27 protein-coding genes are annotated in these 25,116 nt (G+C 45.6%); 17 read left to right on the top strand and 10 right to left on the bottom strand.

Annotation, left to right across the window (positions count from 1 at the left end; translation table 11 throughout):
* Nucleotides 1–24: 24 nt before the first annotated feature.
* Entirely contained in the window at nt 25–525 is a 501-nt protein-coding gene (locus ABWV76_RS02440) for a MarR family winged helix-turn-helix transcriptional regulator (protein WP_020414896.1), read from the bottom strand.
* Between the two features lie 274 nt (nt 526–799).
* On the opposite strand from ABWV76_RS02440, the gene ABWV76_RS02435 reads away from it, so the two are divergent.
* The 5 genes from ABWV76_RS02435 to ABWV76_RS02415 all read left to right on the top strand — a co-directional run bounded on the left by ABWV76_RS02435 (nt 800) and on the right by ABWV76_RS02415 (nt 6,175).
* On the top strand, nt 800–1,930 hold the full coding sequence (locus ABWV76_RS02435; protein ID WP_353375123.1) for a homogentisate 1,2-dioxygenase: 1,131 nt from the start codon (nt 800–802) through the stop codon (nt 1,928–1,930).
* A gap of 80 nt (nt 1,931–2,010) precedes the next feature.
* The gene (gene maiA, locus ABWV76_RS02430) at nt 2,011–2,640 is read left to right on the top strand and encodes a maleylacetoacetate isomerase (protein ID WP_353375122.1); all 630 of its coding nucleotides are present in this window, start codon (nt 2,011–2,013) and stop codon (nt 2,638–2,640) included.
* 465 nt (nt 2,641–3,105) lie between these two features.
* Nucleotides 3,106–3,570 carry a 2TM domain-containing protein gene (locus ABWV76_RS02425; protein WP_020414893.1) on the top strand — a complete coding sequence of 155 codons (465 nt, stop codon included), beginning with the start codon at nt 3,106–3,108 and terminating at the stop codon, nt 3,568–3,570.
* A gap of 179 nt (nt 3,571–3,749) precedes the next feature.
* Entirely contained in the window at nt 3,750–5,216 is a 1,467-nt protein-coding gene (locus tag ABWV76_RS02420) for a ricin-type beta-trefoil lectin domain protein (protein ID WP_353375121.1), read from the top strand.
* 515 nt (nt 5,217–5,731) lie between these two features.
* Nucleotides 5,732–6,175 carry a CopD family protein gene (locus tag ABWV76_RS02415; RefSeq protein WP_353375120.1) on the top strand — a complete coding sequence of 148 codons (444 nt, stop codon included), beginning with the start codon at nt 5,732–5,734 and terminating at the stop codon, nt 6,173–6,175.
* Between the two features lie 200 nt (nt 6,176–6,375).
* On the opposite strand, the gene ABWV76_RS02410 is transcribed toward ABWV76_RS02415, so the two are convergent.
* Together ABWV76_RS02410 and ABWV76_RS02405 are read right to left on the bottom strand one after the other, a co-directional pair.
* Complete coding sequence (locus ABWV76_RS02410) at nt 6,376–7,380, bottom strand: hypothetical protein (RefSeq protein WP_353375119.1); 1,005 nt, start codon at nt 7,378–7,380, stop codon at nt 6,376–6,378.
* A gap of 555 nt (nt 7,381–7,935) precedes the next feature.
* Complete coding sequence (locus tag ABWV76_RS02405; RefSeq protein WP_353375118.1) at nt 7,936–8,601, bottom strand: phytanoyl-CoA dioxygenase family protein; 666 nt, start codon at nt 8,599–8,601, stop codon at nt 7,936–7,938.
* A 1,113-nt stretch (nt 8,602–9,714) separates the two neighbouring features.
* Between ABWV76_RS02405 and ABWV76_RS02400 the strand changes: the two genes are divergently transcribed.
* From ABWV76_RS02400 to ABWV76_RS02380, 5 genes are all read left to right on the top strand, one after another.
* Complete coding sequence (locus ABWV76_RS02400) at nt 9,715–10,329, top strand: bactofilin family protein (RefSeq protein ID WP_353375117.1); 615 nt, start codon at nt 9,715–9,717, stop codon at nt 10,327–10,329.
* Nucleotides 10,330–10,400: 71 nt separating this feature from the next.
* On the top strand, nt 10,401–11,633 hold the full coding sequence (locus tag ABWV76_RS02395) for a hypothetical protein (RefSeq protein ID WP_353375116.1): 1,233 nt from the start codon (nt 10,401–10,403) through the stop codon (nt 11,631–11,633).
* Nucleotides 11,633–12,943 (top strand): MotA/TolQ/ExbB proton channel family protein, encoded by a 1,311-nt coding sequence (locus ABWV76_RS02390; RefSeq protein ID WP_353375115.1) that lies wholly within the window; start codon nt 11,633–11,635, stop codon nt 12,941–12,943. Before ABWV76_RS02395 ends, ABWV76_RS02390 begins: the two co-directional genes overlap by 1 nt.
* Nucleotides 12,936–13,637, top strand: coding sequence for an OmpA/MotB family protein (locus tag ABWV76_RS02385; RefSeq protein ID WP_020414883.1), 702 nt, complete (start codon nt 12,936–12,938; stop codon nt 13,635–13,637). Before ABWV76_RS02390 ends, ABWV76_RS02385 begins: the two co-directional genes overlap by 8 nt.
* A gap of 65 nt (nt 13,638–13,702) precedes the next feature.
* Nucleotides 13,703–14,716, top strand: coding sequence for a hypothetical protein (locus ABWV76_RS02380; RefSeq protein WP_353375114.1), 1,014 nt, complete (start codon nt 13,703–13,705; stop codon nt 14,714–14,716).
* A 530-nt stretch (nt 14,717–15,246) separates the two neighbouring features.
* On the opposite strand, the gene ABWV76_RS02375 is transcribed toward ABWV76_RS02380, so the two are convergent.
* Nucleotides 15,247–15,492 (bottom strand): IQM protein middle domain-containing protein, encoded by a 246-nt coding sequence (locus ABWV76_RS02375; RefSeq protein ID WP_502914743.1) that lies wholly within the window; start codon nt 15,490–15,492, stop codon nt 15,247–15,249.
* 295 nt (nt 15,493–15,787) lie between these two features.
* Between ABWV76_RS02375 and ABWV76_RS02370 the strand changes: the two genes are divergently transcribed.
* The 3 genes from ABWV76_RS02370 to ABWV76_RS02360 all read left to right on the top strand — a co-directional run bounded on the left by ABWV76_RS02370 (nt 15,788) and on the right by ABWV76_RS02360 (nt 18,238).
* Nucleotides 15,788–15,937 (top strand): winged helix-turn-helix domain-containing protein, encoded by a 150-nt coding sequence (locus ABWV76_RS02370; protein WP_353375466.1) that lies wholly within the window; start codon nt 15,788–15,790, stop codon nt 15,935–15,937.
* A 50-nt stretch (nt 15,938–15,987) separates the two neighbouring features.
* Entirely contained in the window at nt 15,988–16,317 is a 330-nt protein-coding gene (locus ABWV76_RS02365) for a transposase (RefSeq protein ID WP_020414880.1), read from the top strand.
* A 667-nt stretch (nt 16,318–16,984) separates the two neighbouring features.
* A complete protein-coding gene (locus ABWV76_RS02360) occupies nt 16,985–18,238 on the top strand; it encodes a phosphoinositide-specific phospholipase C-related protein (RefSeq protein ID WP_353375112.1) in 1,254 nt (417 codons plus the stop codon).
* A 774-nt stretch (nt 18,239–19,012) separates the two neighbouring features.
* On the opposite strand, the gene ABWV76_RS02355 is transcribed toward ABWV76_RS02360, so the two are convergent.
* Nucleotides 19,013–19,510, bottom strand: coding sequence for a hypothetical protein (locus tag ABWV76_RS02355; RefSeq protein ID WP_353375111.1), 498 nt, complete (start codon nt 19,508–19,510; stop codon nt 19,013–19,015).
* Nucleotides 19,511–19,845: 335 nt separating this feature from the next.
* On the opposite strand from ABWV76_RS02355, the gene ABWV76_RS02350 reads away from it, so the two are divergent.
* Nucleotides 19,846–20,130, top strand: coding sequence for a hypothetical protein (locus tag ABWV76_RS02350; protein WP_020414877.1), 285 nt, complete (start codon nt 19,846–19,848; stop codon nt 20,128–20,130).
* Between the two features lie 269 nt (nt 20,131–20,399).
* On the opposite strand, the gene ABWV76_RS02345 is transcribed toward ABWV76_RS02350, so the two are convergent.
* The 4 genes from ABWV76_RS02345 to ABWV76_RS02330 form a co-directional block, all read right to left on the bottom strand.
* Nucleotides 20,400–20,774, bottom strand: coding sequence for a hypothetical protein (locus ABWV76_RS02345; RefSeq protein ID WP_020414876.1), 375 nt, complete (start codon nt 20,772–20,774; stop codon nt 20,400–20,402).
* A complete protein-coding gene (locus tag ABWV76_RS02340) occupies nt 20,767–21,321 on the bottom strand; it encodes a sigma-70 family RNA polymerase sigma factor (RefSeq protein ID WP_020414875.1) in 555 nt (184 codons plus the stop codon). The genes ABWV76_RS02345 and ABWV76_RS02340 overlap by 8 nt, the downstream gene beginning before the upstream one ends.
* A gap of 10 nt (nt 21,322–21,331) precedes the next feature.
* Nucleotides 21,332–22,129, bottom strand: a complete 798-nt coding sequence (locus tag ABWV76_RS02335) for a DUF6249 domain-containing protein (protein ID WP_157533680.1) — start codon at nt 22,127–22,129, stop codon at nt 21,332–21,334.
* Between the two features lie 72 nt (nt 22,130–22,201).
* Complete coding sequence (locus ABWV76_RS02330; protein WP_353375110.1) at nt 22,202–22,498, bottom strand: hypothetical protein; 297 nt, start codon at nt 22,496–22,498, stop codon at nt 22,202–22,204.
* Between the two features lie 180 nt (nt 22,499–22,678).
* Between ABWV76_RS02330 and ABWV76_RS02325 the strand changes: the two genes are divergently transcribed.
* The 3 genes from ABWV76_RS02325 (at nt 22,679) to ABWV76_RS02315 (ending at nt 24,553) form a co-directional block, all read left to right on the top strand.
* A complete protein-coding gene (locus ABWV76_RS02325) occupies nt 22,679–23,284 on the top strand; it encodes a DUF924 family protein (RefSeq protein WP_020414872.1) in 606 nt (201 codons plus the stop codon).
* Entirely contained in the window at nt 23,284–23,901 is a 618-nt protein-coding gene (locus ABWV76_RS02320; RefSeq protein ID WP_020414871.1) for a LysE family translocator, read from the top strand. The genes ABWV76_RS02325 and ABWV76_RS02320 overlap by 1 nt, the downstream gene beginning before the upstream one ends.
* A gap of 358 nt (nt 23,902–24,259) precedes the next feature.
* The gene (locus ABWV76_RS02315; protein WP_020414870.1) at nt 24,260–24,553 is read left to right on the top strand and encodes a YebG family protein; all 294 of its coding nucleotides are present in this window, start codon (nt 24,260–24,262) and stop codon (nt 24,551–24,553) included.
* Between the two features lie 141 nt (nt 24,554–24,694).
* Here the strand turns inward: ABWV76_RS02315 and ABWV76_RS02310 are convergent, their stop codons facing one another.
* The gene (locus ABWV76_RS02310; protein ID WP_020414869.1) at nt 24,695–25,090 is read right to left on the bottom strand and encodes an MAPEG family protein; all 396 of its coding nucleotides are present in this window, start codon (nt 25,088–25,090) and stop codon (nt 24,695–24,697) included.
* Nucleotides 25,091–25,116 lie beyond the last annotated feature (26 nt).

Below are 25,116 nucleotides of genomic sequence, written 5' to 3'. Positions count from 1 at the left end.
TGAAAACTCCTTTATTTATCCTATTTATTCATCGATCAAGCCGCGCTCGGACCACTCTTTAGCGCGAACCAACAGTTTTTCGATAATGCCATCCAGTTGCTCCCTCTCCTCACTGGAAAGGGAGGCGATCAAATCATTTTCGTATTGCTGCGCAAGCGGCACTATGCGCGCGTAGACTTCCCGCCCCAACTCAGACAAGTTCAACACCTGACGCCGGCGGTCTGCAGGATCTTCGCTGCGGGTGATGTAATCGTTCTTTAGCAGCGAGGAAACAGCCCGGCTGATTGCCACTTTGTCCATGGCCGTTTGCTCTACCAACTCTGCAGCAGAGAGGTCAGGAAAACGCCCGAGGATGGCCATCACCCGCCACGCGGGGATGGTGAGATGGAAGCGTGCACCATAGGCTTGTGAAATGGCGTTACTCACACGGTTTGAGAGTACTGACAGGCGGTATGGCAAGAATTTTTCCAGGCGCAACTCATCCTGCTTTACCGCCGTTTCCGGCGTATTTTGGTTATCAATCATGGCTGCTCTCACACCTGCCTGTCTGGGAATCCGGGTTGTACCAGATGCTCAATTTAACTAACATTGGTTTCAATTGTAACCACTGTACACGCAAATATTGCGCTGGGATTACTTGGAGCACCGGACAAAATTGGTCGCACAGTATAGGGTTTTTTGCGCCATCTTTGTTAACCCAATGCCGGTTAAACGCAAGAAATATGCGCGACACTGTTGCAGAAACGATCAACTTTCCACCTGCCGATAAGCGCCCTGCCCAGCATAAGCGAGGCCGCCCATGAACAAGTGGATACGCTTTCCCCGCATTGAAGGTGAAACCAGCCGCCAAGCCCATGCAGACTTTCCAGCCAATACTTTTGAAAGGGAGATGGGCAAGGAAGGTTTCTTTGGCCCCTGCACCCATTTCTACCACAGCCATCCCCCGACCGGCTGGAGCAAATTTGAGGGACCACTGCGTCCTCATGCTTTTGATGCCACTCAATTGGTCCACAAAGGCAGTAGCCCCTGGGATCAAAAGCCAATTCTACGCAACAACAACAGCCTCGTAGGCCTGTGGACCTGTAATGACCCAATGGACCACTTGGTGCGTAATGCCGATGGAGACCTGCTGCTCTTCATACATAATGGCAGCGGAGACCTTTACTGCGATTTTGGCCACCTGAGCATTCGTGATGGAGACTACATTGTGCTGCCGCGAGGCACCATGTGGCGTCTGGCTCCCACCCTGGATGAACCTCTGGAATTGTTAATGATCGAGGCAACTGGCGGCCACTTCCAATTGCCAGATAGGGGCGTTCTTGGCCCGAACGCGATCTTTGATCAGGCGATTCTCGATGTCCCCAAAATTGATGATGGTTTTAAAGCCCAGCAGGGAGACATTGAATGGCGCGTGATCGTAAAAGCCCGCCAGCAGCTCTCTGCGATTATTTACCCCTTTAACCCATTGGACGCCAGGGGCTGGACCGGCGATAACCTTGTGGTACGAATTAATTGGCGGGATTTACGCCCACTTATGAGCCACCGCTATCATCTACCACCCTCTGCACACACTACCTTTGTTGGGCCCGGTTTTGTGGTGGCTACCTTTGTACCCCGCCCGCTGGAAAGCGATCCGGGTGCACTCAAGGTACCGTTTTTCCACAATAACGATGATTATGACGAATTGATTTTTTACCATCGCGGCAACTTTTTCAGCCGCGATAATATTCATCCGGGGATGCTTACCTTGCATCCCATGGGATTTACCCATGGACCCCACCCTAAAGCTTTCGCCGTTGGCGCCAAGCATGCAAGGAAAGAAACCGACGAAGTCGCAGTAATGATCGATAGCCGTACACCGTGGGACATACTGCCTGACGCCCATGCGATAGAGCTGGCAGACTATGTTAATTCATGGAAAAACGAGTGACTCGAGACACGACTGAAAAGTGTTCTTAAAACTGGCAATTTATGTTGCCAAAGCAATAACAACGAAAGAAAGGAAAGAGAATGGATCTTTACGGATATTTCCGCTCCTCAGCGAGTTACCGGGTTCGTATAGGCCTGAACCTGAAAGAACTCGAGTATAACTACCACCCAGTGAACCTGTTAAAAGGTGAGCAGCTGAGTGATAGCTACCAAAGCCTCAACCCGCAGGGGTTAGTGCCCACACTTAACGAGAACGACTTTAGCCTTACCCAGTCTATGGCCATACTGGAGTGGCTGGATGAAGCTTATCCGCAACCGCCCCTCTTACCAAAGGGGCGCGAAAACCGCGCCCACATTCGCGCACTGGCTCACACTATTTCCAGTGATATTCAGCCTGTACAGAATCTGCGCATTCTCAAGTATCTGCAGGCTGAATTTAAGATTAGTGACGAGCAAAAAATACAGTGGATTCAGCACTGGATTCACTTGGGTTTCTCAGCACTGGAACAAGAGCTAGACCCCCAGCCCTTCGCAGCTGGCGATAAACCTGGGCTCTTTGAATGCTGCCTATTACCACAAATCTATAGCGCCGAGCGCTTCGGTATGGAAATGGATAACTACCCGAAAATCCAGAAAATCGCCGAAGCCTGTAATGAACTACCGGCGTTTATCGACGCACGTCCGGAAAATCAGCCGGATAGCACTCTCTAGCCCCGTTATGTTGTTCATAAGGGCACTTGTTAAAACCAAGCGCCCTTATGCCACTTTACCGATCGCTAAGAACAAGCGCATACCACTTCCAGCGGCTGTCGAGATAGTCATTCTCTGATAAACCCAATTCTCATTATCCATATCTATTGGCAGGCCTAGTTACCGCAAGAGGTCACCATAAATTTTTTTCCAGTTAGGATAACTCATTCATATTTCCAGCTGGTTTGGTAGTTAAATAACTTGTCACGCAGATATTTGATAAGGTATCGAGCTACAATGGAACGCTCACACCGCCTGGGGAAAAAGAGTGTTTTAGTTGGGGTTACCGCTATCAACTGACAGCATAGCCAGGCCCTAACTCATTGATAATAAAGATAATGTCGTAAGGAAGTCACCTAGATGCCAGTTCCCGACAGCTGCGAAATTCACTATAAATATCTCCAAAAGCCAATTTAAAGGAGCTGTATGATCATCAGAAAACTAAGGCTTCAACGCGGATGGTCCCAAGAACAACTGGCCAGAATAAGCGGGCTCAACATCAGGACTATCCAGAGAATAGAGCGAGGGCAAAACCCTAGCCTTGAATCACGGAAAGCTTTAGCTGCTGTTTTTGAAATCGACTTATCAGAACTACAGGAGAGCGAAGTGAATACAGAGCAGGATATATCCGACAGAGAAAAGCGGGTTATAGAACACGTTCGCGACATTAAGGCATTCTATTCCCACGTAATCACCTATGTACTGGTGATAATTGGTTTGTTCATACTGAATCTGATTACATCGCCAGGTTACTTTTGGGTGCTATGGGCCGCACTTGGCTGGGGCATAGGTTTAATATCTCACGGCATGAGTGTATTTGAGGTATTCAGCTTATTTGGGCCCGAGTGGGAAAAAAAGCAAGTGGAAAAGAGGCTGGGGAAGAAACTCTAACTTTCATTAAAAATACGCACGCTTAAAAAGCCGGAAATTGTGAAGAACTCAACAAAAGTTCAGATATATTCTTTACAGCTTACCGGCGTCATATGTTCTTCATAAGTTGTTCATATAATCCAACTTTAACTACCTATTTCCATAGCAATAAAAAACATTCAACATAAGCGGATACCCCAATGTCGAAGCCCTTCATCAGCAAACTTATTTTGTCAGCTACGACACTGTTAAGCTCTTCAGCTTTTGCTAGCACAATACTGGCCGTAGCAGACCCAGTACAATCCAGCCATCGCATTGATCAGCTTTACTACCTGCAACCCCATAATAGTTATGAGCGCTTAGCCAGTGGGGAAACACTAACTGACTGGCTGGATAAGGGCTTCCGCTCCCTTGAACTGGATGTAGTTGATCACGGCCCATGGCAAGGCAGCAGCCACGGCCCCTATGTCGCCCATGGTCAGAGTGATATCGGCAATCATATGTGTAAAAGTAACGGCGGAGATGATCGTCTGGAAAACTGCCTGGACGACATTAAGGCATGGCTTGCCAATAATGAGCTTGATGCCCCACTGATGCTGTATATTGACATGAAGCCGAATAGCAATTGGTTTGCAGCATGGTATGCGGATGAAATTTATCTGCTGGATCAATATATCAAGCAAGAGTTGGGGGGTCTTCAGTTCAGCTACCAGGATATGGTCAATCACCTTAAACAAAGCTCAACTTCAACGAATTATCGCAGCACATTAAAGAATATCGGCTGGCCTACTATCAGCGAGCTTTTCACTAATGGTAAAAAAGTTCTGGTAATTTTCACTGGGGGGCAATCGGGTAATGTCAATGGTCGTATGGAATCGGCGCTGGATAACTACCCTCTACATGCCTTCCTCTGCCCTGATGTAGATACTGCCGATCCTGAAGAGTTTTCTGGCAATATAGACTCCATGGATTCCAGCAGCTCCCAGAGGATATTTTGCGGTAATGTAAAAGCCGGCGATCATTACCAAATAACAGCCAATGAAGCGGCGAACAGTAAACAATTGATGCATTTGTGGAGCAGCTCTGGCGATTTCAGCAATAGAGATTTTGGCTATTCCTATATCGCGGTTGCACACGGCGCTACCGCTATTGGCATGGATCCAAATACCGTCAATGACACGCCGAGCTATACCAGCCAAGCCATACCCTTTGTCGGTGTGCGAAGAAGCCTACCTGGTTATTTTCGCATCCAGTCCATTCAAAATCCAAATCTCTGTATGAATGTTTCTCAAGGCTATGGCAATGGCTCCAACCTGACTTTGGCCAACTGCAACTCGAGCAACGAACAACAGTTTGTCTACACCGCTGAGGGGCAATTAAGACCTAAAGGCAACAATAAATACTGTGCCGATTACAACTCAGGCTCTGCCGACAATGGTGACAAAATGCACCTCTGGGATTGCGATGGTGGAAACTCAGAAAAATGGCAGGTACAGGAAAACGGGATTATTCAAAATCGCGACAAAGACTGGCAATACTGCATTGATACACCAGGGGCAAGTGCCGACAATGGAGAACAACTTCAAATTTATAAGTGCAACAGCAGTGACACTGGACAGAAATTTTCCCTGAATGCTGTAAATGAATGGAAACAAACAAGCTTTTAAGTGTTGCTTTTTATTCGGACTCTCAGGAGTCAAGAATAAAGTAGAGTATTGTTGCAGTTAGCAAAGGCATCGGTCTTAAGATTGACCAAAGACCGACAGCCTTACAGTATAACTGCCTGTTAACCTGGGTATGCAGAAATCTTTTAACATACCCAGTTAAATCAGTAGTCAGTTCAGTTCGCCGGCCTCGCACTGCCTCCAGTCACCGAAGGTGCCGTCATCTGCGGCTATCCAGGTTTCATAGGTAACGGTAGTTATATAATGGAGTAACGAATGGGAAATTATTGAAAGACTAATGCATAAAGTACATGACATCTCGGCATTATTAGTTAGTAGACTCTTACTACATAACCCAACTTATCATCTTGACTTACATCAACTTTCATCTCGTTTTTGCATGAAATAATTCCGCTAACAATACATCAATAATATTCATCATACCGACCCGAGAAATTGGTGGGCACCAATATCATATATAGATATAGTGCTTAAAAGGATCAAACAATGGGATAGAAATGTACGAGGTAGTATTGTTTTTGCATTTGCTAGGTGCAACTGTTTGGACTGGAGGGCATCTGGTGCTCGCATGCACAATCCTCCCTTCAGCCGTAAGAAGTCAGGATATAGAATTTATCTCAAGGTTCGAAAGCAGCTATGAGAAAATTGGTATTCCTGCGCTTCTTATACAGATTCTTTCCGGTATCTATCTAGCCTTTAGCCTCTTACCCGATATATCCCAGTGGTTTAACTTCTCAAATCCGGTTTCGAGGCTTATTTCATATAAGCTAATCATATTGGGCCTTACATTCCTCCTTGCTATTGACGCAAGGCTCAGGATTATTCCGAACCTGTCCACCAGAAACCTGAAGGCTCTCGCTTATCATATAATTCCAGTAACACTTCTCTCCGTTCTATTTGTATATGTAGGAATTTCCTTCAGAACAGGCTGGCTATATTAAAATGAATTCTACACTATCATTTATTGGCTCAACCAACTGACCAGCTACTCTGCATAAATACAGCTAATCACCTACTTATTAGGCTTCTACAAAATAAAACTCCAGTTAGGTAAAGAGGGCTGCTTAACAGCAACCCTCACACCCAATCAATTAAACATACAAATAATGGATTTTAGATCAATTGAAATCAACGAAACGGATTAAAAAACTTCTTCCAAATGCTTTAAAAATGGTACCACGGTCTGATCTCTAACTTCTGGGTACATATCTCGATCGATAGTAATATGGTCCAAATTGACCCAACTTTGAGCATACCAACCTAGATTGATATCTTCTGCTGTATAGACAAAAGAGTGCACCCCTGTAAATTCAATAACTTCATCACCGCCTGCCAGTTGACGGATATATAAATTGTCTTTATAGGGGAACTGAGCATTGAGATCAGTATAGTAGCTCAAATAAGTTGAGTTTTCCGGGTTACGGAAAAAAGAAGAAGTTACTCCCATTTCATTCTGATCCCATTTACAGACTCCATCAAAACTATGAACAATGGTTCGAATGTTACGAAAGTCCGGATCATTACGCAGAGCCTTTGCCAAGCGCATTGCTAAACAACCACCTCTGGATGACCCCGCCAAGTAGATGCTTTCAAGATTGGAAGCATAAGCTTTGGACTTTAACCAATTAAGGTAGGCACTTTCTATACGAGATTTCTCACCACTACTCACCAAATAGTTAAATTGTGCATCAAAAGCTACGGCAAAGAAGGTATCATCTTCTGGAAAATGCTCTGAATCTAGAACCTGCCGGGCAAGGGAGCGGCCATCTATGTTTCGGGAACAGGATTTTTCTGAGATACCACAGTTTCTTTTGTAGTTATCCCCCTGCCCTGTTACTGCACTTTCAGAACCGTATCCCGGAGGCTGTTGTCCTGCTGCAATAAATACCAAGTTCCGCACATCTTCTCGCGCTGGCTGCCTCAACCTTGCAATCTGAGTGTATAGCTGATGAGTATTACTGACACCTTCTTGCTCCCAAGCAAGATACTCAGTTTGAGTATCCTGCCGGGTGCACCAAAAATTTTGACAATAGCGGACGCGCTCCAAGTTCACCGATAAATCTGATTTAGGCTCAAACGCCTTTGCTTGAAAAGCTCCAAAAAGAATCACCCAATGAGCTAAAAACCTTATTATTTGATTATTCATTTTTCACCATTTTCAACATGATCATTCTTATATTTAGAAGGTAAAACCTCCTATCCAATCAAATAAATCAACCCCTTATCTGACCGCGCATGATTTTAACAGCCAAAATGCCACCAAACAGAGAAATCAATAAAAAAATAAATCTTAAATTTTCAAATAAACAAAGACCAACCCCAAAATAAAAAAATACAACAAGAAACAGGTAAGTAACAAATTGATAAGCAGCCATCAGCAATTACCGCTACTTAAAGCGCTCTTAAATTAGTCAAAATATTTATAAAAATTATCGATTTTTATAGGAAAACATGGTCACCAGCCAACCCTCAAGAAAATCGACCATCATGTAAATAATTATATTTTTAAGTGTTGACTTATTTTTTTCCCAATCTTCAAGAAGAGAGTAAAAATAGCGGACTGCGCCCCGACAGGTATCGTCGCGCGGCTTTCTTACCTTAATTACGATGGTAACATGCAACACGAACATCTTAATTGATAGCAAGGTAGTGTAATAGGTGTCAACTCGTACATCATTATTGAAAATTGAATCTAGTTGCACTATGCCCAAGTAATCCCAGCTGGCAGCTCATAGCAACTATATTCCAAGTGTATCACTCTGCGGCGCTTAGGACATAAAGCTCTATCTGAGGCGTGAAGAATATGAGGATACATAATTAATGCAGAACCGGATTTTACCTCACAAGCAATCGGATTATGCAGTTTAACATATTTACATATTTCATCTTGCTGAAAAATCCCATATTGATGACTGCCAGGAATAAGCTTCAAGCAGCCATTACTAGCATCAGTATCATCCAGATGAATACGGATCGTAATCATTTGTTCAAGAACATGTAGAGGAGGCTGCACATGGTGAGCACCATCCTTAACACTCCAAGGGCCCCATCCAGACTTAGTAAATTTTGAAGAGACCGCTACAGTCTTATCCTGATGCCAAGTGACAAGCCAGTTACACTTCTCATGCTTATCAAACAGGATACTCCTTACCAATCGAGGACGCTGAATTAAGTATTTCTGCGCTAAATTTACAATCAAGTCCGATGTAGCCAAGGCCGCTATAGAGCTATACTTTTTCTCTACATTGCGTATGCCTCCAGTTCCCCTAGCGAGCTTTAAATCTTCAAACTCATTTTGAAGAACCTCAAGCTGGCTTTTCGGAAGAATGTCATTAATTAAAGAATACCCTTTTTCCAAACCGATCATTATTTAACAACCCGAAAAAGAGACTGGATTTTATGTACATTTCACCCAACGGGCGAGTAAAAAATTATCGATCAGAAAGTGCTTTCTTGCTGGAATTTCTATTTCCAGAAACTTTCATATATGTTTCCCCCATTTTCGCATAGACACTACCCATATTTTGTGGTTTAGACTTTTAAGTTCTTCTTTTTTCAACCTCTTATGCATGAGGAATTGTTCCACATTTCATATTACCTACCAAGCAACACACCCCTTAGTAGTATATGGTACTGACACTGCTGCATTCGAAGCACCAATGTCACTTCCTCTAGGTCAAGGCGAGCAAAAAGTGCTCTATGTCACACTTTTAACGTGGAATCCGTGCTAAATTCAGCCCATTCAAGTCGAGGTCAGCTTGATTGATTGCCGATCCGTTTTACGGTGGCTTTCGCGCTGTATGGTAGTAACAATCCAATCTATATTGATATGTGCCAGGTAAGACTCAATACCCATCAGCAGACAATAAGCAGTGTGCCCTCCACAACAAGAAGTAAATATTTACTTACAAATTACACCTTAATGTAAAAGTAAGAGTGTGACGTTATGGTGAGAAATCCCAAAAATTTATTGTCACTAGAATTAGGTAGTAGGACTATTTTTATACAGTTAAAGGTTGCGGGTTAAGTTTTGTAAATTTCTCGGTGTGCTCTCTGTTGGCAAATGCCCACACCGACCTAAATTAATTTCTGGCTTGGCACAAGCCACCTGTAAAAAAGTTGAAGCTGTTAAGGGATGGTATAAAAAAATCTACCAGAGATGAATATACGGATGAAACCATAACTACGTAAATCCTCTTGCTGAATGAAGTTAGCATTCAGCCAAGTGCTCCAATACCAAGAGCATGGAGAGGAGAAAAAGAGAGCTCTAGTAGTAGAAAATATTTGCGTAATGATATCCAGGTTTCTGCGAAAAAATGAACATGTATCTCCTGCCATCGCGAGACCACTGTTCTCACATTGAGCTTTCGTGATTTTTCGATTCAATGTATTAGCTGGCCTACGGATAAGACTTCAGCCGAGGGCCTGACTACAAGAAATTTAATAGCTGACTTTTTCCACAACGAAGAGATTTATTTAGATGAGCACTGACAAAAGCAATGACTCCACACCTTTTCTAGCAGGCATGAGCGCTGGTGAGCAGCAATCATCTCTCTCGAATTCAGGCGCCAAATCAGTGCTTGGTGAGGGTATCAATTTTCGCGGTGAGTTGATCGGCACCGAAGATCTACATGTAGAAGGCACTGTAGACGGTACTGTAATTATGGTTGGCCACAACCTTTCTGTTGGTACCGGCGGCGCAGTGACTGCAAATATCCACGCAAAAAATATTGTTGTTGAAGGCACACTGGATGGCGACGCACTTGCCGATGAATTAATAGAGATCCGAAATACTGCTCAGGTAAATGGCAACCTGATTGCCCCTCGGATCAAACTCGACGACGGTGGTAAGTTCCGCGGCTCTATGGATATGGTAGATACCGACTCCGAAATGAAAGAACGTCACAAGGAATTCTCAGACCGATTGGTGCACCCAGACCTGCCGGCAACTGAAGATAAGCCTGCAAATCGTTCCCAGAACAATTCCTCCTACACTTCTAGCAGCTCAACCGCGAGTGATTCATCCCATCTATCCGATACCAGCGACTATCTGTTCGGTACCAAGGAGACTGAAGAGGAAACAGAGGAGAGCTGAGTTAAATTCCTCAGTTGATCCTCCATACGAGCCCCGGCTATTGCCGGGGCTCTAGCTTTTGGTGTGAGAGTATGTTGCAGCATCATTCGTTTGGTATTGCCGCCTTGGTGGACGAGGTGATTCAACCAGGTGGTAAAGTATTGGATTTAGGGTGTCTCTCATTTGGCACTACACAAACCTTTTTGGAACTATCCTGCCAGACATTTATTGAGGATTTACGTAGCCTGCTGCTTGAGATCCACTCATTTGACCAGCAGACACGAACCACAAAGTTAACTAAACACCTGACTAGAAAGCCGCAACGGATAAAACTTGATATCGTGCTCTGCTGGGACCTTTTCAACTTTATGGAACCCGAGCTTATTGCGCAATTAATTGAGGAAATCCGACCTCACTTAAAAGCTGGCACCATCTTCCATACTATGCTGTACACCGGCACAATGCCTAAAGCGCCCGCTGATTTTAAGCGTTTGTCCGGCTTCACTTTTAACTCAGAGCCCCTAGCACTGCCGGAGCCATTACCCTCATACCGATACTCGTCGCTTAACCTGATGAAAACCATGGGTAACTTTTCTCTGCGCTCCTCTCTCCTGCATAGAAAAGGCATGCGTAAAGATCTTATCGAGCTGATGTTTGAATACGGTAATGTAAAGTCACAAAACGCTGTACGTGCGGGGGGAACCTCAGCTGCAATCTCCGCCTTTAGACAAACAAGCCTTACCGAACTCCCTTTGACAGCTCTTGATCAAGCATTAATGCACACCAAGCGCTCTCCCGTCAGTAAAGCTCTGGACGTAGGGAAGAAAGCCGGAAGGAATATGCAGCACCTCCAGCGTGAGGTGGGTGAACTGTTTATTTCAGATCTCTATTCCGCAATTCTCTGGCAATGTAGCCGCAAGGTACCCTTTAATAGCGCGGTACAGGCGGCATTACGACAGGCCACCCTACCTGAAAACCTGGATTGTATTTTGCTCTGGGATCTCCTGAATTTCTTTTCCACTGAACAAATTCAGTTAATCACACATACGCTATATCAGTATCTCAGCAATAACGGTGTGATGCATTTTCTGTTGTTCAAGCAAGAGCAACTTCCAGTTAATTGTGGTGTTTTCGAGATTCAGCCATCAGGCCTTGTTGGAACCTATATCCAACCAGCTGGAAATAAGCAGGCAAAGTTCCGCACTATTACCGATGTAGTGAAAGCTCTACCACAAATGAAAGTTCTAAGTCAGGGCACAGGGAGAATACCCAACGGGCCCTTTTATCACGAAATAACAATGCAGAAAGTTGTAAAGGATCAATAATGACCCAGTTTTTCTACCACTGGTTGACTAAGTTATCTCCTGAGCAGGTAACAGACACCTTTCTTATAGTTATGCTTGCCCTTGGCACTATAGCCTTGATCCTTTACCCATTTGGCAAGTTTCCACGCTTCGTAAAAGAAACTCCATCTCTACTGACCGCTCTTGGTATTCTGGGCACCTTTATCGGTATTATTCTTGGTATCTATGGTTTTGACCTTGCTGATATCGACACCTCGATTTCAGAACTTATGCAAGGTCTGGAAACCGCCTTTATGACAAGTATCTTAGGCCTTTTCCTGTCGCTGGTCTTGCGCACTATTTTCCAAATATTTAGCAAAGATCAGCCAGCCAGAGCCACTGCAGATGATATTTTACAAGCGATCAATGACCAGCGACAGGATTTGACAAAGTTTCAACACAGTATTAGCGAAGAGGTTTTACAGTCACTAACTTCAGTTGTGGAGAAGTTTAATCAGGGACTGAACGCACAAATGGGTGATAATCTGCAGCAGTTTACTCAACAGCTGGAGGCTGTATCCCCTGCCCTGCAAGCATTAATCGATCAGCATGAGCAACACGCCGAGCTTGCTGCGATCTACCGTGAGCAAACCACATCCCTACTGATTGAGATTAACGGTGCACAAGAGAACCTTTTGCAGCTGCACCAACGTATTACTGAATTACCGGAGATCTTTAACGTTATTCCTTCGCTGGTTGAACAGCAGCGCACTCACTCCGAGCAAATCTCTGTCATGCTTAATGAACAGCAGGCATCCATTGAAGTACTGCAGCAATCTATTCCAGATATCGCACCTAAGTTTGAGTCTATTACCCAAGGAATAGAAAAAGCGAATCAGCAGTTAGGCACTCAAGTTCAACACCTAATCTCCCTGAGTGAAACCCAGGCTAAGGTTTTTGAGCAGAGGACGAATAAGGTCGTTGCTCTCGCCGATGTCCTTACTAGTATCGACCCAAAACATTTTTCCAACATTATACAAGAGACTGCAAACAGCCATCGTGAATCAATGGTTGAACTCGCACAACTTATCGCCAAGACTCACCAACAGATGATTACTGAGTTATCCCAGGTGATCACTCGTGATTTGACCAATGCAGACGTAAGCATCAAACGTCAGTATGAGCTACTGGATCAACGCTTACATAGCGAAGTCGAGAGTGTAATGGCTGCGATGGGTGATGCGCTAGGCACCCTGAGTGGTGAGTTCTCAAGGGATTTCCGCCAGTTAATCCAGCAAATGAAACGTATCGACAGTCAAATGAAGCAGGTCGTCGGAGAGGAGCATGTTTGAGAGTGCCCACTCCAACAGCGAATCCAGCGAGAGCCAGTGGATCAGCCTATCCGATATGATGGCAGGCCTGATGATGGTATTTCTCTGTATTGCTGTCTTCGTAATGCGCTCCTTAATAGATGAACGCGCTAAGATTCGAGAGCTTGCAGAGTCTTATCGCGATACTCAACTTGCAATCTACCAAACCCTGCAACAGGAGTTTGCTAACGACCTGGATCACTGGGGAGCCTCCCTGGATAAGCAAACCCTCGCCATTTCATTTAATAATAGTGATGCCCTGTTTAAAGCGGGGGATTTCACTCTGAGTGACAATGCCCGAGAGATTATGTCCTCATTTGTACCCAGGTATATTGCTGCCCTGACTCCATATATGGACTCTATTGCCGCAATCCAAATAGAGGGACACACAAGCTCTGAGTGGGGTGAACAATCTGAACCAGAAGAAGGTTACTTTCATAATTTGCGTCTGTCACAGCAGCGATCAAGAGCGGTGATGCAGTATGCCCACTCGCTGCTACCACCGACTCAAGCGGTACTAGTCCGCGCAAAAGTTGCGGCCGTAGGCTATTCCTCTGCTCGGCCTGTACTCAATGCTAATGGTATAGAAGATCCGGATCGCTCTCGCAGAGTGGCGTTCCGGGTAGTACGTGACTCTGAAAGCCATATCCTGCAAATTCTTGAGGAAGCTTTGTGAAGCCAACCAACCTCCAGCCTATTCATAAACACCAAACACAAGAGCCGCGGCACGGCTTCACGCCTATGAAAGCTACATCATGTCAACCGGAGAGTAGCGATCACGGAATTCCCGCCGACAGTCCCCTATTGAAAGTACCGACGAATACTCCAAGTCGGAACAGTTTGGCAGAAGCTATCAGCTCTGGTATTCAGCTGGACTACTCAGACCTGGATAGCCTCACCTGTGGCTGGCGCTACCGTAACATTCCGGTATTTGTATTTGGCCTTGAAGAAAGCCCTTCTACGCAGGGGCATTCTTTTGGGCAAATCCATATAACCCCTAAATGCCCATCGCTAAGCAATTACCAAGGTTCACTTTGGGCGAGTAGCGACTACACTGCTGCACAAAAAGTTTTTCCACAAGATGAACTAAAGCCCTGCACCCACTGCCTGCGCCACCTCTATAGCCTGGATATTCCTGAACTTGTGCGTAAGGACCGTTTTGGAACTGTTACCGATATCGACTGGTTAATCTTTGCAAGATACTTTGCCAGCTCCATTTTCGATCAATATCCCCTCTACTGGCGAAACGGCGAACGTCCACAGAAAGTAAATTCACTCTTTAATGCTGACAACCCAAAGTATGCTTGTTCAATATGTCAGTGCCATATAAAAGCCAGCGGCTGGGCACTAAATCCAGAGTTGGCTGAACGCAGTGGTCTACCCAAAGAGATCTGTCTGCTATGTGCAGAGCGACGCGCACGTGCAGTAATAATAGCATCTCCACAAGCGGCTCTCCGAGCAGCGACACTACGCTACGAATCCCTTACGAAACAGCTAGGCAGTGAACCCCAGGCTTCATGGGCGATTGCCGAGCAGGTAGTCCCTGCTTCCTGGCTGCCTCTTGTACAGAAACTAAAAACCCTGATGGGGCCACCCAAAGTCTTTCAAGTAATTGCCCCACGAGTACTGGCCGTTTTATGCTGGCCCAGCATGGGACGTGCGATCATCGCTGATAACACCAAGGAAGCCAAGCTCCCCCAAAAATATTCGGTATGGCGGAAAGCTCAAATTGAACGTGAATTGGGGCTTGGCTAAGCGTTGTTGATATTAAGAAATTGTTCGGAGTTACACTAGTATTACCTAAAAATAATTGACTAGAGGGCAATTGGAATACATCCCTTATCGGCCCAATCAATAGAATTTCTGTCCGAAAGTGACATCCACTTTCGGACGCTAATCAAAACATATAAATTTGATGTTAAAAGTAGCCATTAAAAAAATCAATTAACAAGAATTAGTCCGCACACTATAGTCTACTAATTCAGAGGCGAACTTCCCACCGCTATTCCCCTGTTCAACTTTCCCACATTAAAGCCATTGCCACTTGGGCCCATCAGGATAAAGCCTTAGTTTTTGCCCTTGAATGTGAGTGCGGCCATTATATGTATGTGAGCTACCATCAACAGTATCCCTGATTACTGTACCACGAAAACTTTGATACCATTTCCCTGTACAAAATGGATCTTGATTGTTTTTTTCGCGTAGTGCGTAAATTTTTGAAGAGATACCAAATTGGATTTTTGTCACCCTTAAGTCAACATTGTTTTTTCCAGCTCTTCCTTAAATTACTCCATGTAGTTACTGGTAGGTTGGTAATGACCACTAAAGTTGTTAATTAGTTCTACTCTCCCATTTGCCACAGATATATGTCCTGCCGCAGCAACTGGTTGCCCAGACAAAAATGCCGAATGATTCTGAATGTCACCGACTTTATTACCGCAAAAGATACGTCCATTTTTATCCATAACAAACACCCAGGAGCCGCCAGGATTAGTATTCAGCAGTGTTGCCACGTCAATATAGCAATCCATTTTAAATATCGGCTCGATAATTTACGCGTTCCTCTTCCTTTATATAAGGCACAAAGACACCGCTATTAAAATTTTTGGTTGCTAATCTGGTATCTCTATAGTTCGGTACAATATCCAGATGGATATTATTAATGCGATAAAATTACACTGGCACTGGATGTTTCCAGTCGAGTAGTACAAAATTGGATCAATGCTTATAAAGCAGAGGACTTTAAAGCATTGGCTTCTAGAAAGCGCGGCTACCCGGAAGGTACGAACCGCAGGCTAACGGTAGAGAAAGAAAGCTTCAAAACAAATCTCAGATGAGCAGCCAGATCAGCTCAAGCTTGACTATATCCTGTGGGCACGCAAGGCAGTCATGGAGTTAATCGAACCTGAATGCGGTTTGAAGATGCCAATTCGCACCGTCGGTGATTATCTGAAGCGCCGAGGCTTTACGCCATAGAAGCCTGCCAAACGGGCCTATGAACAAAACCCGAAAGCCGTTAAAAATGGATGGAGGAAGATTACCCAGGCATTAAACAGCAAGACGCAGAGATTTACTGGGGTGATGAAACAGGCATTCGCAGCGATTGCCAGCATGAGCATGGCGATGCACCAAAAGGAAAAAATTCCATTGTGAAGCTGAATGCCACGCTTACTTCACTCAATATGATATCCGCGATTTCAAACCAAGGAACAGTGCGTTTTCAAATTTACAAAGGAAGTATGAATGCCGATAGGCTGATTGACTTTCTCAAGCGATTAACCAAAAAATCGGAACTTAAAGTTTATCTCATCCTGGACAATCTTAGGGTCCACCATGCACAAGTCATTAATGCTTGACTGGCAGAGCACGGGGATGAGAAAGAAATCTATTATTTACTATCATATTCACCTGAACTGAATCCAGATGAGTATTTGAATTGTAACCTTAAAGGGGGGCATTCACAGTAGTATGCCAGCCCGACTCATGGAGAAACTGAAAAGCAAAGTACTTTCTCATATGAGAATGTTACAAAAAAGCCCGCGTGTGTAGCAGCCTATTTCCGACATAAATCAATTAAGTACGCGGCATAATTAAACGATTTATCCGCCGGATTAACAATAAGAAAAGTAATCGAGGCCCTCAAACGAAGTCAGCAAAGGCTTTAAGGGCCCGCTCAATTACGTTAACTAAAGACATGTTAGATTCTTAAAGTTAATTGTCGCCTACTATATTGCCATAACGCCAACAAGCCCACAAAAATGACTAATTCTTTCAACAAAGGATACAACAAACCTTAAAGCCAACAACATAAAATCAATAAACATTTTATAATACCAAAGATGTTTAATTTAATTAGACATCGAAAGCTTACATTAAAAGTTGTAGATATTTTCCAAGGAAATGGATAAATCAGCCAGGCTATTTTCAGTTTAAAATATAGAAATCCCGCTGAACTTCTCAATTTCTTGCCACACTTTTCAACTCACACACCCACCAATTTTCGGAATAAACTTGGATTAATCGATGAATAACATAGTCAAAACAACCACCCTCTCTACCTTATTATTGACTAACTTTATTGTTTCCCTATCTGTTTCCGCGGGAGAGTTCACACTTGATTCTAACGATTGGCGTATCCGTGCGCTTAAGATTCAAAACGATATAGATCTCGATGTACCGCTAAGAGAAGGTTTCAGACTGGGAACACACAACTCCTTTAACGCTGAGGAGTATGCCAATGCATTCCGCTATGTAGATCCAAATCAAAAGCTGTCCTTGAACGATCAACTAGAAGCAGGCGTTCGCAGAATCAACTTCGATGTGCATGAATTTTTTAGCTTCAGCACCTGGAAAACTGAACTCCTGCTTTGCCATGGCACATCCAATCATTGGGGATGCAGTTCATTTGATCGCAGGTTAATTCAAGGGCTCAATGAAGTGAAAAGTTGGCTTGACAAAAATCCAGATCAAGTCATAGAGATAAAAATTCAAGATGAAATGGATGGAGAGCACAATGAATTTATAGCACGAGTGGAAGAGTCTATGGGAGAGCTGGTCTATCGCCCAAACGGGGGCTGTAGTAAGGTGCCAGCAGACCTTACCGATAGAGATATTTTAAATGCAGGCAAGCAAGTTTATTTTACTGGGAATTCCGCCTGTAATGATGATAATTATCAAAGCCTGGTGTTCAAGAATCACGAAGGTGGACTTTCTTACGATCGCAATGAGGTTCTCAATGGTGTCTGCCCGGAAAACCCAGAGAGTGGCATAATGTCAGTTTCAGAGGATCGGACAAATTTATCCGGGGGCAGCGATGATAAGACCACTAATGCCAGCGAATTATTGATACTTATGGAATGTGGCCTAAATTCTACCGGACTGGATATGTTGGGCTATACAAATTCGGACAGAATCGCAGCAGCTGTATGGAGCTGGGATGTCAATGAGCCGAACAATGCTGGCAGTACAAGCAATGAAGACTGCGCACTATCCAGAGCCAACGGCCGCTTCAACGATTTGAATTGCACTCAGATAAAATCCTTTGCTTGTGAAAATGCCCAAGGTGACTGGTATATCACTAGCTCACAGGGAATCTGGAGTGAAGGTATGACCATCTGTCACGCAGAGACCAATGGCGTATATCAATTCTCTGTACCCACCAGTCCTTATAAAAATACAAAGTTAATACAAGCAAAAGAATCTGTATCAGTAGATCAAGTCTGGTTGCATTACTCTGATATTGTTGTGGAAGGAAAATGGGAGGCAAGTCATCCATAACCTAAAGAGCCTATCATTAGATATTGATAGCTGATCTGACAGCCCGGCTGGATAGTTTTGACCATCCGGCCACCAAAAAACCACTGAGATTATTACTCGAATTACAACCAAAAGAATGGCTAAATAGATCCATTATTAAAGCCACTAAAACAACTTGAAAACTCTACAACATATAGAAATAAAAAAGCTATAAGTACCCTTCATTCAAGATAGAATTATTTAATTCCTCAAACATGTACCCATGCAGAGACAAATTTTATTTTTTATATCCTGTCGATAATATTTAGTTGATGATCAATCACTTTTACATATACCCTACTAGGTGTTCTAAAGGTACAAATCAATTCTGGACAGCCATCAAAAGAAAATGGCAATAACCTCAGTAAATATTGGTACTCTTGGCTTCGAATTAAAATAGATAAAAGTTTTGACTAGTCTGATGCTAATTCAATTGGGTGGGCATGGATTAAGCATAGGGTGGCCGACATCAACGATGAGCTTCACCGGGGAATTGGCTTATAGGTGGCTGGTGAGAGGGAAAGAGGGAATACACTGCGTTCAGGATCGTATGAGGCATGGATACCGATTTCAAGCTTAAAAGAGTGTATTCACAGCGCTTCTCAAGTGCAATGTACTCTTACTCTCTGACCCAGTAGTACGCCGCCAGCTTCTGTGAAGTATCTCAAGGAAAAATCAGATAAAGAACAATATAGGAGGCTATTTAATGTACTTTTCGCTCAGAGAATATAAATAACCAACCTCTACCAATAAAAGCTACTGATTTAGCCACTTACATTCTAACTTTTCATTCTCAGTAAAAGTCTCACTTGAATAGAAACTTAAACCGCGATTGAACTGGTATCCAGCCTTTACACCAGTGGCACGGTCAGATGGTTCATTTAGATGGTTAAACGTCACTATACACTCCAGCACAACCATTTGATTTTTTATGGAGCGTGAAAACTCCATTGATGCAATCAACACAGGCTGATTGAGCTGGTCACCAAAGTTAGCGGATCTGTTAACCCTGGTTAATACCTGCCTGGAATCTCCACTGGCCAGTAACTTCAAATCAAAAGCAGCCTTAGTTCCATAACAATCAAGTTTTTTATTAATAAATCTATCAGGCATTCTCAACAGCGTTGCAGCTTCCGGACATTCATCATCAAGCCCACTCGAAAACCTCATAGATCCTTTAACGTTTCTCTCCCATGCCTCTTCCGCGGCTCTATCAAGTGGCCTGCGGACACACCCAAACTGCCCAGCTGCCATTGATTAACTCTTACCTCTTTCGAAACCCTTTCCGTAGGCGAGCTAATATGGGAAGCTCTGTTTTTTGTCCATACATTTAAAAAAGTAGTAGAGTAAAGAGGTTCGATCGGGAAGCACTACAGACAATCATGAATGTGATCTAGAGGGAGGGTGATGAAGCTTACCCTGTTAAGGCGCTCTAAGAGACACTCGGCATTACCCGCTCAAACTTCTACAATTCCCTTGGAGCACGTGAGGAGTTATTCCTTGAAATATTGAATATGTATTTTGTGTAGCCCCCAGACTTTGTACTGTATAAAAGTGAACCGGAAGAGGAGATACTGAAAGAAATATTCATGATCCACCGCAATGTTTGTTTAGCTAGGGCAAGTACCCCATATCATTGCGGTAGCCTTGCTGCTAATAACATTGCCGGGCTTGTTGGGAGGGACGAAAAAGTCAGCCCGACACTCTCCAGAGCTCCAGAGACAACTCTTAAGCACTTCGAACAATTGCTAACTCTTTCAGAAGAAAAAAGGGAATTCGATTGTGAGGATATACACTTTACTGCGCTTGCCTTAAAGAGTGTGTTACTCGGAATAAATCTGCTTTCCAAAGTAATTTATGATGAGGGGGACTAAATATCTACAGGCCCACATTTACATTTGAGGAAAATATCCACCGGCACCGTGGTGGCAGGTTAGACGTTAACCCAGTATCAGAGCACCGTGTCGAGCATAGCACTGTCCATGGCTATACAAAAAAGAGAGAAGAAATTAAAAGCATACCCTCTACAGTACGAAGTCACTATTTAAAAGTGTTCCAATTAGCGGAGGAGCAAAATTTTATCTGCCCCCACTTGGTAGTGGGGGCAGGCCGATAATCCCTATTTATTACTATTAGGAATTAATCAGCGACGTGCAGCAAAAATACCGCCAGCCATCACCACTAGCGAGGAGAGCATTCCAACGCCAACCAGACTGTAAAGGCTGATGGACTGGCGCGCTGCTTCACTCAATACTTCACCAAATGGAAATTGCCAGGCCACGATTCCTGAGGCTGCCAACACAGCGATGTATTGGGATCGGCTGGCACGGCGCTCACTATCCTTTGAAGGCGCAGGCAGTTTTGCCATCACGCTTTCACAGAAGCCATCGTCGTCCAGGTAGGGCTCATCGAACTGCAGCTGTTCGCTTAGCCAGGCATCGAACTGTGGATCTTTGCCCTCTATAGCAACATCGTTCAAGGTGCCACCCTTAGTGTTCCGCTGTTCAAAATTAACCATTTACCACCTCCTCGCGCCATGGCTGGAGCAAGCTGCGCAGCTTGGCCCTCGCGCGATTCACATGGGATTTTACCGTACCCAGCGGCAACTTCATAATGCTTGCCGCCTCCTCATGGGAAAAGCCCCTCTGCATACACAGATGTATCGCCTGACGCTGGGCATCGCTCAGGCTACTCATAGCAGAGTTTAGATCCCTTGCCATACCCAGTTGCTGGGACTCTTCCACAGTCTCTTCTGCTTGAGCTCTGTCGACCGCCTCCTGATCCACATCTGGCGCATTCTTGCGTTTGTGGCTCATGACGAGATTGTAGGCGATACGGTACAACCAGGTGCTGAACCGGGCATCCCCCCGAAATGCCGGCAACGCCTTGTAGGCCTTGATAAAGGCCTCCTGCGCCATATCGTCCGCCAGGCCCTGGTCGCCATCACACAGCTGACGGAGCGAGAATCGCAGCTGTGACTGATAGCGGCGAACCAGCTGAGCATATGCCCGCTGGTCCCCGTCTTCGACGGTGCGCCTGATCAAATCCTCATCATTGAGGTCCATATTCGGGTCCTTACACCTGCTTGTTATCGAGCTTCCAGTTGATAAAGCGGGCCAGGCCGATAAACAGTGGGATCAAACCCAGACTACCTACACCAAAGCCTGCCAGGGCCGTCAGCCAGATAAACACCGCTGCACCCACAGCAATCAGGGTGATGCCTCTATCTGCAGGACTCCTGGGGCTGTTGCCTTCGAGCATATCCAGCATCTCAGGCGGTACATCGCGACCTTCAGCAACCATGCGGTTGATATTTTCCACAACCAACTGTTTCTTGCGGTAGCTGTTATGAGTCACCAGCCAGACAATCAGCACCGGCATCCCAAAAATGCAGATCAGAGCGATTATTGGTACCAGCCAGGACTCCAAGGGCTCAGTGTTATGCGCCCTATCCCAAAACCTGGCCTTGTGGTCGTAATGCCTGGTCAAACCGATTTCGACATTCTCCGGAACCTGATCCAGGGCCTCCTCAACCACTTGGCCCCGATCGTCGAGAATGCCTTTGCTCTCAAGCTTCTCAATAATCCGCTGACTCAGTGGCCCACCAAAATCGGTACCCAGATCTACTTTGACTTCACTGCGCTCGCCATCTTCACCCTGGGTTTTAATAGTGAGCACGCCGTTGTCATCACGCATAATCCGCACCCGTGAGTTCGGCTCGGACGCTTCGGCATCAATCGATGGTGGAGCAGGAGGCTTCGGCATCTCCGTGCTGTCATCCTGTGCCCAGCTACCCAGGGCGGCAAATGCAGCCACCAGAGTTACCAGCCAGCGAGCGCCAGCCCGCATGGATTGTGAATTTCTCGCTCTCATTTTTTACTCTCTGATCATTCTCGTTATATGTGCTGTTGCACCGTCGGGGATACCCAAAACCACTTTTTGGCCTTACATGACTGTGAGGCGACCTTTTGAATAAGGGCTCGGTGTGGCGCCCTGTTTAGGCTTATCCTCAGCTACATGCACCGGATAGGGGAATCCGATGCTCTGTGAATCAGCTTTTGCCTTACACTCATTGAGCTTCGCCATAAAATGCAGGTCAGTCTTCTCAGTGAGCTGCCGGTGGATGTCTTCCACAGAAAAGCCCAGCTCTACCGCCCTGGCTTCTGCCGCTTGCATGCCGCTGAGCGCCAGTAACAGTACGGCGCAAAATTGTACCTTCTTAAATGATCCCGCAGTAAACATTGTGACCTCCAGATCGTTTCTCCTTGTACACCTCTATGACGGGACTAGCCTCAGGTTTGGATGCAGATGCATAAAAATTTTTTCGCGCCACCTTTCCGGTAGCACCATCTCCCTCTGCGGCTGGACCAACAGGTATAAAAGTCGCAATAATCCAGACCACTAAAAAACGAGTTCAAGTTGATGTCTTCAATAGTGGATGTGCTGACATTCTGGTTCGGCGGCCCAACGCTGGGCCACTTGCCATCCAAATCGCAGCAGCAACGCTGGTTTGCAGCGACGCCAGCGTTAGATCGCGAGATACGGTGCGACTTTGGCAGGGTTACCGAGCGGGCTCTGGAGGGAAGACTGCCCCATTGGCGCCAAACCCTGCGAGGCGAGCTTGCCCTGGTGCTCCTATGCGATCAGTTCGCTCGCAATATCTATCGCGGTAACGAGAAAGCCTTTGCGGGAGACCTCCTCGCGCTGGAAGTTACCGAAGATATCCTACGGCGCGGAGACACCGGCAGACTCGGACTATTTCAGCAAATATTCGTGGGTATGCCGCTGGAGCACAGTGAAAAACTCCCGATGCAACGACGCTCCGTGGCATACTTCAGCCAGTTGCAGCGACAGTACCAGGGTGACCCAAGTGTTGCCCCATACCTTGCGACCCACTATCGATACGCCCTGGCTCATCAGGCAGTGATTGAGCAGTTTGGGCGCTATCCGCACCGCAACGCGGCACTCGGCCGCGAATCTACAGATGAAGAGAAACAATGGCTGGCACAAGGGGGCGGCTTTAAATAATGGATTTACTCGGTTGGTTATCACTCGCAGGTATCTGTGCACTCGGGGCCATGTCTCCTGGGCCCAGTCTATTGATCGTAATGCGCTCTTCCGCATCAGGGCTCCAGCAGGGGCTCGCCAGTGCAATCGCCCATGGGGCTGGTGTCGCCATCTATGCCGCCCTCACCGCTTTTGGTCTAGCCGTACTAATTACCAGCTCACCACTGCTGTTCAGTATTTTGCAATGGGCCGGTGCCGCCATGTTGGTGTATTTAGGCTGGAAGGCCCTGCGCGCACCAGCACCGGGCTCCAGCACCACCAAATTGGAGGCACCAAAACAAAGTACTCAGCGCGCAATCGCGCAGGGTTTTGGTGTAGCCTTTTTTAACCCCAAAATTGCAGTGTTCTTTACTGCCTTATTCAGTCAGTTTGTATCGGAGCAACAGACTCTTACCACTAAGTTGGGAATGGCCGCAGTAGCTTCCGGGATAGATACCCTCTGGTATTGCATCATCGCCTTGGCAGTACATGCCAGCCGCAAGCGTCAGTTAGTCAGCAAGCACCTGGGCCACCGCATCCAGCAATTGTTTGGCCTATTGCTGATCGGACTAGCTGCAAAGCTCGTATTGACGATCTGATTTCCTTCGATTGACGGCCACAGCCCAGAGTCAGAAAGGGCAAAAGACAGTGCCGAGAAGCCTGCTCGATAACCAAGCGGCAATTAACGCTTACATTTAAAAAAAACAGGCCCGGTTTACGGGCCTGTGATAGCGGAGTTTGCAACTCGGCACCTGGGGGGTTACACCGAGCTGCGAAGCGGCATTATGACAGCCTTAAAAATTCCCTGTGTTCAGGCTATCGCAACCCTCTCTCTCCTGACCGCAATTAATTTCCCGCCTATTTGTCGACCCCTGCGTTGACACTGAATATTTATACAGTTACTGTATGGTCATACAAAAAAATTGGAATGTCTGAAAGGCAATTGGGAGGCACATCATGGCCGTAGTAGCTGTTTGGAAATGTGATCGAGACGGAGCAATGTTCGACAACAAAAAAGATGCTGAAGAACACGATAAGATGCTGGAACTGGCTGCCAACATCACCTCACTAATAGAGCGCCATATCGAAGGTATTGATGAACAGACTGGCGAAGAAATAGGGCTGTTGTTAGCCAAGCGCCGCGATTCACTAGCCAAAGCCTGCAAAGGCAAACCGGAGGCTCTGCTGGAAGGGGACAGTGCAGAGGAAACCTCTGATGAAACTGTTACTCCCTTTGCCGCCAACCAGTAAGTGCTTGTAGTTTCATCCCTGTACTCTGCCCGGTTAAGCCGGGCTTTTTTATTATCCCCCCCCTCAACTATTTGATGATTAACCAGTGTCGCTGGCCATGCTCACCTCTCTCTAACCAGCGATACCCTTCTTGCCCGCTGTTTACAGAGCTTTCACAGCCTGAACAATATTAACTACGGCCAAAGCCAATATCACCACCCAGCTGATCAGCGTACCCCAAAAACGCCCCATGTGTGTCCCACCTTTACCGGCAGTTAGACCATATGCGTGGAAAATACGGGAAAGTAAAAATGAAATCCCAAATATATGCAGCCAAATTTGTGATAAACCACCCAGTTCAGCAAGTAAAAGTAGTAACAGTGCTATAGGTGTATATTCAATTGCATTCGCATGCACTCTCACTCGGATCTCATTAGAGCGATCATCACCGGTGCCAATTCCCACACGCTTAGTGCGGCGAAACTGCACCACCCTTAGTGCCAGGTAGATAATCAGGATTGCACAGAGACTGGTATAAAGTGCCGTAACATAGGCCATTAGGTCGATCCTTTTTCTTATTCATC

The organism is Microbulbifer sp. NBRC 101763 (genome assembly GCF_040371615.1).
In the GTDB taxonomy this organism is placed as follows: domain Bacteria; phylum Pseudomonadota; class Gammaproteobacteria; order Pseudomonadales; family Cellvibrionaceae; genus Microbulbifer; species Microbulbifer variabilis.
This window is presented reverse-complemented; position numbering and strand designations above follow the sequence as displayed.